10 protein-coding genes are annotated in these 12,271 nt (G+C 48.3%); all 10 read right to left on the bottom strand.

The features are described from left to right. Positions 1-137: 137 nt before the first annotated feature. Complete coding sequence (locus BOC67_RS20380) at positions 138-3,305, bottom strand: lantibiotic dehydratase (RefSeq protein WP_367115582.1); 3,168 nt, start codon at positions 3,303-3,305, stop codon at positions 138-140. Between the two features lie 107 nt (positions 3,306-3,412). After that, entirely contained in the window at positions 3,413-3,775 is a 363-nt protein-coding gene (locus tag BOC67_RS20385) for a response regulator (RefSeq protein WP_291913280.1), read from the bottom strand. Positions 3,776-3,797: 22 nt separating this feature from the next. Then, on the bottom strand, positions 3,798-4,007 hold the full coding sequence (locus BOC67_RS20390) for a hypothetical protein (RefSeq protein WP_291912961.1): 210 nt from the start codon (positions 4,005-4,007) through the stop codon (positions 3,798-3,800). 136 nt (positions 4,008-4,143) lie between these two features. Beyond that, positions 4,144-4,896: a LytTR family DNA-binding domain-containing protein gene (locus BOC67_RS20395; RefSeq protein ID WP_291912963.1), complete on the bottom strand. Its 753-nt coding sequence runs from the start codon at positions 4,894-4,896 to the stop codon at positions 4,144-4,146. 8 nt (positions 4,897-4,904) lie between these two features. Beyond that, entirely contained in the window at positions 4,905-5,663 is a 759-nt protein-coding gene (locus BOC67_RS20400) for a sensor histidine kinase (protein ID WP_291912965.1), read from the bottom strand. Positions 5,664-6,591: 928 nt separating this feature from the next. Continuing rightward, positions 6,592-7,833, bottom strand: coding sequence for a redoxin domain-containing protein (locus BOC67_RS20405; protein WP_291912967.1), 1,242 nt, complete (start codon positions 7,831-7,833; stop codon positions 6,592-6,594). A gap of 10 nt (positions 7,834-7,843) precedes the next feature. After that, on the bottom strand, positions 7,844-8,707 hold the full coding sequence (locus tag BOC67_RS20410; RefSeq protein ID WP_291912969.1) for a peroxiredoxin: 864 nt from the start codon (positions 8,705-8,707) through the stop codon (positions 7,844-7,846). Then, positions 8,707-10,143 (bottom strand): PKD-like family lipoprotein, encoded by a 1,437-nt coding sequence (locus BOC67_RS20415; protein ID WP_291912971.1) that lies wholly within the window; start codon positions 10,141-10,143, stop codon positions 8,707-8,709. The genes BOC67_RS20410 and BOC67_RS20415 overlap by 1 nt, the downstream gene beginning before the upstream one ends. Before the next feature lie 15 nt (positions 10,144-10,158). After that, entirely contained in the window at positions 10,159-10,845 is a 687-nt protein-coding gene (locus tag BOC67_RS20420; RefSeq protein WP_291912973.1) for a DUF4843 domain-containing protein, read from the bottom strand. Between the two features lie 10 nt (positions 10,846-10,855). Next, positions 10,856-12,271 (bottom strand): RagB/SusD family nutrient uptake outer membrane protein, encoded by a 1,416-nt coding sequence (locus BOC67_RS20425; RefSeq protein WP_291912976.1) that lies wholly within the window; start codon positions 12,269-12,271, stop codon positions 10,856-10,858.

Here is a 12,271-nt window from a genome sequence, read left to right on the forward strand (position 1 = left end):
GACTATTATTAACTTTTGCGATGAACTGTATTTTATTCTTTTATCCATAAAAGTGCCCCCAAAAAGTGTCTAACTTTTTGGGGGCACTTCACAAGAATGATGCACCCTTTTTTAATTACCAACTATTCTATTTTATCCTAAATCATTAAGTTTCGCAAATTGAAACTAGTCTTTTGTTTGGCCAGTACCGCCGTATAATGCCTGACCAGGCAATGGTAGGTAACCAGTTCGTGTAAACGAGGACTGGCCAGGAAAAACCTGTTAAGCATCATATGGAGGCAGTCACCGGTTAACTTTTGCGTGCGTCCCGGATGGGATTTTCCGCAAATGATCCGTATTTCTGTACAAATATTTTTTATTGCAGTACCGTAATGGCTGAACTGTTCATAAAGCAGGCCGGCCATTGGCAGCGCCGTAGCCGATTCGTCCAGTATGCCGGCAATGGCCTGCTGGTTGTCCCTGAACTTATTGTTCAGCTGAAACTGGAAGTCGCCGTTGCCGTTAAATTCCCTGAACAGGCTGTCACGCAACAGGCTGAGCAATTCGATCTTCTGCTTTACGGTATAACCGAAGCTTTCCAGCATAACATCCGTCGCTTTTACGGCAAATATCCACCGGTAAAACTCCTGGTTGCCGCTCTGGATATGCGGGAGCAGTTCCAGTACCAGCTCGCTGCCGTGGTAAAAGAGTTGCTCGCAGAGCTCCATGGTATCGGCGCCATAGCGTTCCAGCTCGCGGATATAGGTATCGAACTGGATCTTATGGACAATATCCTCGTCTATATACTCCTGGAAGGCCCGGTTGACCTCCCGGATGACGGTTTGGCTTTGCTCCGGAGCCGTCAGGTGGAAGCGGACGCGGAGGTGATTGCCGGTATCCGCATAGCGGACAAAGAACCATTGATCCAGGATGCCCTCCTGTTCCAGCTGTTTAACGATGGGATAAACGGCTGTTGTCAGGAGTTTATCTGCCCATTTTGGGCCGCAGTAAATTTTTGCATACAACCATTCGGAGCCGGGACTGAACGCCCGCTGAACGGCCATAGGCTCATTTTCAGGAATGGCCGTGCCGCTTTGCGAATACGCGCTGTTATAGAGCGGAACGATCATTTCATTGCAGTAAGCGCCTGATTCGGACCGGATGAAGAGATGCTCTTCTTCCAGGAATGCCTCATACAGGGTTACATCTCCTTTTTTGAGGTAGGTGAGCAGCAGTTCCTGCGCCAGTACGCAAGACAGGTCGAGGAACAGTTCATTGTCGGCCTCCGCAAGGATTACCTTGTCAGGTATATTATTTTTTTCAAGGAGATGGGAGAGCTGTTGTTGCTCATCTCCACCTTCCCGGAGTAATGCTTTCGTTTGCAGGCGCCATTGGGCGCGGCGTAGTATAACTTCCTTATACCTTACCCGTGGCAGGTAGGGGAGGTCCCGGAGGACGTTCCAGTCCCAGACCAGGTTCAGGCTTCCCTGCTGGCTTTGCATCGCACAGAGGAATTTGTAAACGCTGAGGCTGTTGGTGAAGTTATGCGCGCTGGTGAGCCGCGGTATAATTTCCTTTTGAAGGGTTTTGCTAAACAGGATGATCTTGTTGTCCACAACATTTACGTAAATGTCGCTGACAGGTATCTGGAATTCCCTGTCCACGGAAGAAGTACCGAGGAATGGAATTTCGTAATCGTATAGCCTCGGGCGTAATAACACATTTCCGCTGCGGCCTTGTGGAAGATGCACGATTTCGGCGATTATTTTGTCGCCCATCATCGTTTTTTCATAAGCGGCTATCTCCCGCATGTGTTCGGCCAGCGTTTCGCTGGAAGCGCCGAAGCGCCCCATGAGGTGCAGGGCGGATGGGCCGCTGCAGGTTTTCAGGAGAAACCGGAAGTTGCCTTCATCCAGCTGGCTGGCACTACCGGCCAGGAGGGTACCGAGGGCGGTGGAAGTAACCGGCAGGCTCATCGGATTTTCCGGGGCCGCTTCCTGTAAGTCCTCCGCTGTCAGCACGATCTCGGCTAAACGATGTTGCTGCGCCTCCGCAAATTTTCTCAGGACCAGCTGATGGTGATTGGTCCATGGATTTTGGTTGAAAGTAGGGGCAGCGGGAAGAACAAGGTCATCGATAACGGGGGTGTAATTGGCCTGGTCACCGCTCACGATGCCAAAACCAATCCCGTTTTCGCTGTCCAGCGCCGTCATCAGCGGCATTGCCTTACCGTCGTACCGGTCCTGGAACTTCTTTTTGAAGGTAGCCAGTTCCGGGTCTTCCGTGGCGATATTGAGGGCGGTTAATTCGCTAAGGGTTTGTGCAATGGTGTCTATAACCTTGTGGTGGAGGTTATTGGCAGGTGTTTCATGGAACAGGTCCGCCACAACAAGGTCCTTGTTGAGCAGGCCCGGACTAACTTTCTGCAGTAGTTCTCCTATAACATTATAAGGTTCATTTCTTTTCTCATAAGCAACCAAATGCTGGTGTGCCTCTGTCAACAGTTGCTGCCAAGGAGTTTTCACGCCTTTGGATGCAAGCCTGGCCGCGATCGTACTCATATAATCCGGACCTGTTAACGTAGGATGAAAGGCCGAAACTAGTATTTGGTTTTCCACCAGCATGCTGATGAAGCTTTTGGCTTCATCAGCAGTGATAGAAAGATCCATGAGTACAGCAGTAAGCTGTTGGATGGATGCGCCATTACTGGCGGTAGATAGGATTTTCTCTAGATAGATGTTATGGGAGAAACTACTGAGAAAAAAGTGTCTTTTATTGTCTTTGATATGGTATTCGTAGTAACGGTACGTATTGCCTACCCGGTAGATGCTGCTGTTGGGCAGGAAAGTCAGTACGGAGGCGATCTCCTGGTCTGCGGCCAGTTGATCTGCAATGACGGACAGGCAATGCATGTCGATCTTTGCTTTTTTATGAGGGGCGGCGCCGTCTATGGTAATAGCAGTCGGCGCATCTGTGATGCTACCGGTAGAACAGCCTGCAAATAAACCATATGGTGTACAACGGACACTCATTCTCAATAAGTATTTATATAGGGTTAGTACCAGTTTTTGTTCTTTGTGCGGCCTGAGTACTGTTGTACCGCTTAACCATTCCAGCAGACTTTTATGTAACTCCTGGCTGGCCAGATATATAGCTTCCTGCAGCAATGGCTGCCGGTATATTTCCTTTAATGCTGCCGATATTGCAGCTACATCACGCTTATTTCCGGTATGAAGGGATTTAATAGTGTTGTAGGACAAAAGCGGCATCCTTAGTAGATAAAAATCGAAAGACTTAACCTGCGGCATCCCTAAGCGATCGTGCATGTCTTTTATTTAAGATACAAGGTGCTAACATCTTTACCTACATAGATATCTTTTCGACCAACGCTGCTTTTTCTACGACGAAATGTTGCACCTTTTCAATATCCCAGTCAGGCCAATTTCAGCATTTTGGTGACCTGGTCCCTGAATTTAGAGAAACTCACCGGTTTGGGCAGGTATCCGTGGCGCCCTCCCAACGGAAGATCTCCCAAACTGGCCAGCGGATAGGCAGTTACTACAATGAAGCTGCAATCCGTGTTTTTTAAAAGTTGACTGAGGCCTGTAGTTTGCCTGCCATAGATATTCACATCCAGCAGGATAAGGTCTATCTCCCTGGATCTGATAAGCTCCGAAACATCCTGCAGCTTATCAGTAGCGATAACGAGCTCCATGTGGTCCATTTTGTTCAGATAGCTACTGAGCAATTCTACCGCAAGGGGCTCGTCATCTACTATTGCACAACGGTATGGCATCTCTCTCACCTCAACAACGGGATTAGTTATGGTACAGGACTATGGTAGACAGCGAAACGGTGGGTAAACCGCTACCGGAAGTATCAACAGTACTTGAGCTGGTGCGGTGTTGCAACAGCTGATTCTTCTTTATGGAAAGATTGTTGACTGTATCAGCATCCGCTTTGGCTACAATTTCTTTACGCAATTCAAGCGCTGGTTGGGCATTGGAAGTCAGCATGTGTTTGTTCATGGAGATACGGGCATTTGGTTGTAGACAAAAATGCCGATGTTCTGCTACAGTACATTTTCTTTTAGACCAAATAGCAGCTATGCACGACGAATGTATAGTCCGGGCTGATTAGTTCAAATGGCGGGAATCGGGCAAACTACTCTTCTTCATCCTTGGCGTCCGTGGTGATGCCGAGGCGTTTGTTTAACTCGGATTTATATTGCTTTGAAATGATAATCGTATGATTATTAATTAGTTCTGCTGTATTACCAATGATGTTCTTGATGGCGTTCAGCTGTACGATGTAAGACTTATGCACCCTGATGAACTGGCTTTCGGGCAGCAGGTCTTCCATATGCTTCATCCGCTGATAAATGATATGCGTTTCCCGGGAGGTTACAATCTTAATGTAATCCTTCATCCCTTCCACGTAATAAATATCGTCGAAAATGACCTTACTCAGCTTCTGGCCATCTTTGACGAACATGTAGGTGGAAGGAGCGCTTTTCTCCTTCTGGGGGGCAACGGGTGCGGGTAACTTCCTTTGTTGTAGGATAGCTTTGGCTTTGTTAATCGCCTTCAGCAAACGGTCGAATCCGAAGGGTTTCATCAGGTAATCCACCACATCCAGTTCAAATCCCTCCACGGCATAGTCCCTGCTGGCAGTGGTAAATATCACCAGGGGAATGTGCGAGAGCGATTTGATCATTTCCACGCCGTTGATATTGGGCATTCTAATGTCGGTAAACAACAGGTCAATGGATTGTTGCTGCAAAATTTCGAGTGCTTCCAGTGCATTTTCACAGGTGGCCACCAGCTCCAGCTGCGGCACCTTGCTGATATAGGTTGTCATTAATTCTCTGGCAAATGGTTCATCGTCTACTACCAGACATCTGATCTGCTGCTCCATTTATTACTTTAATTAAGATTTAACGATAGGGTCACTGAGTACGTATCCACCTCATCCCGAATGTCCAGTTTATGCTTGCCGGGGTACAGCAATTCCAGCCGTTTCCGGGAATTGGCCTGGCCGATGCCGCCTACTTCCTTTGGAACATTGTTCACACTGTTCTTACTGTTAATTACACTCATGGTAAGAAGAGGTCCGTTGGCCCTGATTTTAATGGATACGTGACACTTACCGTCGTTCCCCACGTGACTGTACTTAAACGCATTTTCCACAAACGGAAACATGAGTAAAGGACTGATCAGCTGATTTCCTACCTCCTCCTCATTATATTCAAATATAATAATTGCTTTGGCGCCATAACGCACCCTTTCCAGTTCGGTGTAATTTTTAAGAAATGCTACATCATCCTGTAATTCTACCAGCGGCATATCAGAATCGTATAAGGTATAGCGCATCATCTCCGATAAATGCAGGATAAGGTCCGACGCCTGTTCCGCACCTTTCAAAGACAGCATATAAATATTATTCAGCGTATTGAAAAGGAAATGGGGATTCAGCTGCGACTTCAAGAAATTCAATTCCATATCCAACCTGTCCTTTTCCAGGCGCAAAGTACGGGTTATATGCCGGATAATATCCAATACCAGTTTTGCAACGATGCAGGGCGCAATGGAAGAGGTGTAACCCCAGCTCCCCCTGAACAGGCGGTGCATGGCGTTTTTGCCGAAAGCCCCGTCGGCAACAATCCCCTGGGTTATAGTTCGCACGCTGGGTGTGGTAATGTTTAAATGGTTAACAATAAAAACGGTGGAATAATAATTTATTATCTGGAAGGCAAGATAAGGAACCAACAGGAGAATAATTCCGGGAATGTACCTTCCCTTTACAATAAAAGCAGGCACAACCAGGTACATGATCCAGTAAAAGCCGAAAGCTACCACTATCACATTCCGGAAAGAGAACGCCTGGCAAACAATCCAGGGCTCATTAAAGGTAGAGCGTACAGTTACAGTCTGTAATATATAGATTAATAACCACATAAGAATATGGGCTATGACGCTGACCCGGGGTGTATAAAATTTGTCAAAAGCCCCGGAAGTGATCCATCGCATCAGCCAATTACCTTGCTTCGTTTCCGAAGTAGCTGCGTTATGTCTAGCCGTTATGGACATTGGTCGAATAATATTTCATGGATACTAAATTCTTTCGTGCTTTGTAACCAAAATAAGAAAAAGAAACAATTCATAAATTAATTATTTGTCGGGAGCACTTTATGTTTTGCATTAGCTTTTTTATAACGCAGTTGGAAAGAAAATGACTGTTTAAAATAATGATATCGCCTATTTTGAATATATAAAATATTATTATAATTCATGTACAGCATTACATCCACTGAAGTTTTATCCCTCAAAATACCCTGCCGGAAAACCCTTCCAAATGTCGCAAATCCATCCGTGGATTTGCGGCTAAGCAGGTGTTAAAGCTGTTCCGTCGGGATAATATTCCGTTTCATTTGAAATTTAACCCTCCATTTTCCATCGTTAACCCCAATTTTTTCCAATCATCAATAAGGACACTGTTTCCATGCACCCGTTGCATGCAATGCATTATAACCTGTTTTCATCCCCTCATAATAACCAGGGCCTCCACCGGATTATCCGGGGAGGCCCATTTACAGTAATTAACAGGATAGGGTTATAATAACTTTTCCAGCATCAGGTCCAGCTCCGTCATGGAAGCATCGAAGTTCCCGGAAAAGCCGCTCAGCCGGTACCTTACACGGCCGGTCTTATCAATGATAAACTTAGCCGGGATGCCTTTTACCTTATAACCGGCAGCCACCTTTGCCCCCTGGTTATCCGCCAGTGGCTCATCCAGCAGCACGTCAAAACGGTATTTGTTATCCCGTATGAATTTGGCCACCAGGTTACGGCGCTCCGCCGGATCGGTTTTTTTCTCCCAGCAGTTAATAAAAAGAAAAACAGCTTTCCCCTTATATTTATCCGCCGCCGCCTGCATTAACGGGAACGACCCTACGCAGGGGCCACACCAGGTGGCCCAAAAATCCAATACCACAATTTTGCCCTTTAGGTCAGCCAGCTTCCACGGCTTACCGTTAAGGTCCACCAGCTCGAATTCCGGGGCCACATAATTAGTATCCGCGTGAGCTATCTCCCCCTGGAGCTTATCCCTTAAACCACCTGAATATGAGGCCAGGAGCGCATCCAGGTTGGATGGTTTCCTGCCGGCCGCTTTCCAGGCTTTCCTGAATAACTGACGGGTATCCTCATCGCTGCGGCCATCCTTGACCATATCTTGCAGGACCGCCAAGGCGCTATCCGTCTTTTTGTTTTCCAGCAGGATCTTCGCGTAAGTAGTCATGTCCTTGTTGTTATTCACATAATGCAGCCGGTACGCGGGTGCCATATAATCATAGGCGGCAGGATAACGCTTGGTATCATATAACAACGCCGCATAGCCTATACTGAAAGTGTAATAATCACTGCTGTCTTTCCCCCGGGCCTTTGCAAGGTCCTCCAGGTACAGCTTTTCAGCATCAGCCGTTCTGCCTTTTTTGATCAGCGTATTCGCCGTAGGCCTTACAAACTGCCGGCGGATAAGCCCGGAAGGTATGGCAGCAAAGGTATCCAGCGCGCCTGGCGTACCTGCTGCTATCATTTTACTAACCAGCATCGCACGGGCCAGCTGATAGAGGTTGGCGTAATCCGGGTAGTCCTTTTCCGGGTATTTCGCCAGCATCTGCTCAAACAGCGCTTTCGCCGTATCCGCATTGGTTGCGTTTTCAATCGGGGTCACCTGCCTGAAAATCTCCTGCATCATATTGGGCTTCCTGGCGGCCGGCCCTCCCGGCGCCTGAGCATAGGCAGGCAGGTACCCGCAGGCGGATAACAGGGCGATGGATATTAATTTCTTCATAATGGTTGGTTTATGATTTTTTATTTAAGATGGTTTCCAGTTCGTCCAGCAGGCGCTGTCCGCGCAGGTTGCGGGCTACGATCCTGCCCTGCGGGTCGACCAGGAAGTTTTGCGGAATGCCGGTTACAAAATATTTTTTAGACACTTCACCTTTCCACCACTTCAGCTCCGATACATGCGTCCACGTTAGTCCATCTTTCTGAATGGCGGCCAGCCAGGCGGCTTTACCATCTTCCTTATCCAGGCTAACTCCCAGCACTGTGAAGTTCCTCGTGTGATATTTCTGATAAGCCGCCACCACATGCGGATTCTCCGCCCGGCAGGGCCCACACCAGCTTGCCCAGAAATCAATCAGCACGTATTGGCCCCGGAAGTCCTGCAGGCTGACCAGCTTCCCGGAAGTATCCCGCAGGCTGAATACCGGCGCCATTTTCCCGATTGCCACTACCTGCATTTTCTCCACTTCCGCCAGGTAAGCCTTTACCTCCGCTGATTTCATCACTGAAGGGGAGAGCTGCTTCAGGGCAGCGTAAATCTTTTCCGGCTCATTGGTACTACCCAGCCTTTGGCGTACAATGTCATAGCTAATCATGGAACCCGGGTATTGGCGGAGGAAAATGGAATCATTGCCCGTACGGATGCGGCCCGCCATGCCCAGCTGCCGTACCACGGCCGCTTTTAGGGCCGTATCCTGCTGGAAGGTGGCTATGTTGGCTTTGATAATACTGTCCACTACTTTATTAATGCTGTCCGGCACATGGTTTATGGTCCTGTACTGCGGGTAATAAGGATCGGTAGACCTGTCTTTCAGCTGGGCACAGGCGGTAGTCGCCAATGCGAGTGCCAGCACCGTAGTTATAATTTTTGCACGCATTATTTTCGGTTTTTATATTCCAGGTCTATGACTTTTTTGAAGCCGGTATAGACCTTTGAATAGGTGTTGTTTACAAAATCGCCGGTGTTGGAAATGGAGAAGGAATATACTTTCCCCTCATTATTTTCCAGGGCGCCTACAGTAATGGTGCGGTTATTATCCGGGTACTGGATCAGCAGGCCCTGGGCCATTTTCAACCGCATGGCGGTGATCTGTACGCCAGCGGGGAAGGTGTACACCAGCCTTGCTTTTTGTGCCGGGATATCCAGCAGGTAAATCCTGTTACCGACCGCATAATAGATTTGCAGGTAGATGCCCGAGGACGCGAAAAATTTAGCGTCCTTTATTTCAGGCGCATCTGCCACCTCATACTTTTCTGCAGCAATGTTGGCAGCAGAAGTGTTAATACGATAGACATAATACTTATCCGCGTTATTGTCCTTGAAGAGGCAATTATGAAAGTCGTTATTGCTTTCCCCGGCATACACCAACGTTTTACCCACGTTGGCCAGGTCAAATGCAGAGCCGGCAGGGCTGATCAGCGGGGTGAGCTTACCATTGCCATGCGTGAGGAAGCGCTGGTATTTGGTGTCAAAGAAGATGGCATTGTCGCTGCTCATCATCGGGAATACATGGGGAGAAATTACATAGTCCCCTTCCAGCGGCGCGCCATAGCGGCGTGGGCCGGTATAGGAGAAAGGGATGTAATGCACTTTCCCGTTGTTAATGAGAAATCCTGCAACGCCCAGCTTATTGTAAAAAATATTGGAAGGAGCAATGGTTTCAGGCGCCTGGAAGAACCAGTTTTGGTAATTCAGCTGCTTCCTGAAGGAGATGTAGTCCATGGATACCCCGCCGTTTTTAGTCAGCAGAAAAACGTCCTGGTCTCCCAGGTAGGTATTGAGCACCCGTACGCGGAAACCGTTGGCAGGCAGGTTTTCCCCGTTCGCGGTTTGATACACATTCCGCATGATACTGCCATCCGGCCGTATGAGGGATAACTGCTGGTCGCTTCCTTCCCCGTCCAGCACAATCCATCCTTCGCTGTAAATACTGGATACGCGCATAAAGAATTTTTTGAAGGTAGTGATACCGGTTTTCTTGCCAGTAGCGGCAAACAGGAGGTAGTAGTCGCCCGGGTTTACCCTTACAATCGTATCAATGGCAGTCCCAAATCCCAGCGTATCATTGGTACGGCCTACGTTCAGGTACGAGTAGGCAGTCCAGCGGTAGCTATATTCTTCTCCCGGTATCGTCTGGGCAATATCTACCTTTACTTTAATCCGGTCAAACTGGTTGAATAGTATAGTATCCGGCGTGGTGCTGGTAATCGTTAATTCGTTGATCGGATGCAGATCGTAATTGCCCTTGTCCTTATAACAGCCTGTCAGCACGATGAGCAGCAGGCATAAGCAATTGTATAACTGACGTGTCATAATATTCGTTTTTAATTATTGGAACACTACCGGTTCTCCGTTTTCATCATACAATATCCCATGCTCATTTTCATAGACATAGAGCGCGTTGCGGCACTGTTGTAATAAATTCCTTTCCGTGATATAATCGAGGCCCGTATAATCCACCACCCCGGTGGCTTTGATGATCAGGTCGAATTTCACATTGCTGTATTTACCGAAAAGGTTATCCCGCCAGCTGGAAGGCTTGGAGAGGAAATCGTTTAGCCGTATCAGGTACTTCAACTGGTCGCTGACCCCTGTTTTGAAATCCGGCGAATTGATAATCCGTATCCAGAGGCGCATTTCCTTCGTTTTCAACACCGGCATCCTGTTCACTTTTACGGGAATGGCGCCGGTATAGCTGTTGGCCGGGATAATGGCCGGCAGTATTTCGTAGCAGGAAGCATCCGCGATGGAGGACTCCGCGATCAGCTCGCAGCCCACCTGGCGGTCAGTTTTGGCAGCTTCTCCAATAATGCGCAGCGGCAGGTAGATGGTGTCCGATTGTACCGTCGCCGGCATTACCGCGAAGGAGAAGGTAGTGCTGTCATCCGTAATGGTTTTGTTGCGCGCCGCTTCGTAGAAGTACACCAGCGCAGTGGAGCTGTATGCCTGTAAGGCTTCTTTTTTACATGCTCCAAAAAGGATGATCAATGAAAATAGATATAGTAATCGTTGCATGTTAATAAGTTTAGCCGTGGTTGAATTCAATTTCATCGTCAGGGATAGGCAATACATATACGGCCGGGCTGCCGGCAATTCCCGATCCGGCTATCTGCGCGCTGTTCTTGCGTTTGTAGTAGAAGAACAGCTGCCCTTCCTGGTAGAATTCTTTGCGGTATTCCTTGAAGATTTCGTTGTCCAGCTGCTCGGCGGTGAGGTTGTTAGCCAGCAACGGCAGGCCGCGTTTCTGGCGTACCTGGTTCAGCAGCGTCGTTTTCTCCGTCAGGCTGGCTGTGGCTTCTGCGGCAATGTAGAACATCTCTGAATATCTCAGGACAGGCACCCGGCGGATGGAGTTGCCGTTACCGTTCAGCAGGTCGTCCATCCAATACTTTGCGGGATATTTGGTGGAACTGCTGCCTTCCGTTTTCCAGAGGTAGAGGTACCTGTAATCCGTACTGCCTCCGGAAGCGATTTCAAAAAGCGTATTGATGAAAGTAGTTTTGTTGGTGAGCACATTGTTGGTGCCCGCGCTGCTTTTGAATAAGCTGGCATTGATACTTTCCTGGTTGGCCGAATAGACGGCGAACAAATGCTCTGGCGAAAACAGGCGGTTAGGGTAGGTGGTACTTACGGAGCTTACATCAATGAAATTGAATCTGCCTCCGTCAATTACGGCTTTGGCCATTTTATACGCATTTTCCAGGTCATTTTTATACAGGTAGATGCGGGCCATCAGACCGGTCACCGCCCAGTAATTCATGTGGTTACGGGTATGCGATAAAAACAGGTCTTCAATGCCGTAGTTGACCTGCTGGTACACGGCCAGCAGGTCCCTTGCCGTAAGCAGGTCCTTCAGGCAGGCGTCCAGCACCTCGTTCATGGTGAGGTTGGGCTTTACTGTCATGGAAAACTGGGTCACATAAGGAATACTCTTTTTATCCAGTCCCAGCGCCGGCACACCGCCGAACGCCCGCAGCAGGTCAAAGTGCAGCAGTGCGCGCAGGCCCAGCGCTTCCCCTTTTACGATGTTGTAATTGTTATTAACAAACAAACTCTTACGGCTGTCGATATTCGCCAGCAGGTTATTCAGGTTGGCAATGGCGTTGTAGCCCTTGTTCCAGTATTCGTTGATGATGGCTTTGGTAGTGGCGTCCGTGTACTGGTAGGAGCCGGCTTTGTTGTAAACATGGAAGGAGTTGGCAACGTCGTAGTTGCCACCCAGTACGTCCATCATACCCATGGTAAAGTTTTTCCCATACAGCGTTGTATCCGAAATAGCCACATAAACGCCTGTCAGCGCATCTTTGAAGCCTTGTTCATCTTTCCAGAGGTCGGATTCGTTGACGTAGGTCTTAGGTTTCACATCCAGCCATTTGCTGCAGCCGGTGCTGAAAAGTATTACCAGGAGTAGCCAGTATGTTGATCGGTGAATAGTTGTCAT

The sequence above is a fragment of the Chitinophaga sp. CB10 genome (assembly GCA_001870995.2).
Lineage (GTDB): Bacteria > Bacteroidota > Bacteroidia > Chitinophagales > Chitinophagaceae > Chitinophaga.

Coding starts and splice junctions, on each gene's coding strand:
- BOC67_RS20380 (WP_367115582.1), bottom strand. CDS start 3,305: ATGCACGATCGCTTAGGGATGCCGCAGGTTAAGTCTTTCGATTTTTAT.
- BOC67_RS20385 (WP_291913280.1), bottom strand. CDS start 3,775: ATGCCATACCGTTGTGCAATAGTAGATGACGAGCCCCTTGCGGTAGAA.
- BOC67_RS20390 (WP_291912961.1), bottom strand. CDS start 4,007: ATGAACAAACACATGCTGACTTCCAATGCCCAACCAGCGCTTGAATTG.
- BOC67_RS20395 (WP_291912963.1), bottom strand. CDS start 4,896: ATGGAGCAGCAGATCAGATGTCTGGTAGTAGACGATGAACCATTTGCC.
- BOC67_RS20405 (WP_291912967.1), bottom strand. CDS start 7,833: ATGAAGAAATTAATATCCATCGCCCTGTTATCCGCCTGCGGGTACCTG.
- BOC67_RS20410 (WP_291912969.1), bottom strand. CDS start 8,707: ATGCGTGCAAAAATTATAACTACGGTGCTGGCACTCGCATTGGCGACT.
- BOC67_RS20415 (WP_291912971.1), bottom strand. CDS start 10,143: ATGACACGTCAGTTATACAATTGCTTATGCCTGCTGCTCATCGTGCTG.
- BOC67_RS20420 (WP_291912973.1), bottom strand. CDS start 10,845: ATGCAACGATTACTATATCTATTTTCATTGATCATCCTTTTTGGAGCA.
- BOC67_RS20425 (WP_291912976.1), bottom strand. CDS start 12,271: ATGACAACTATTCACCGATCAACATACTGGCTACTCCTGGTAATACTT.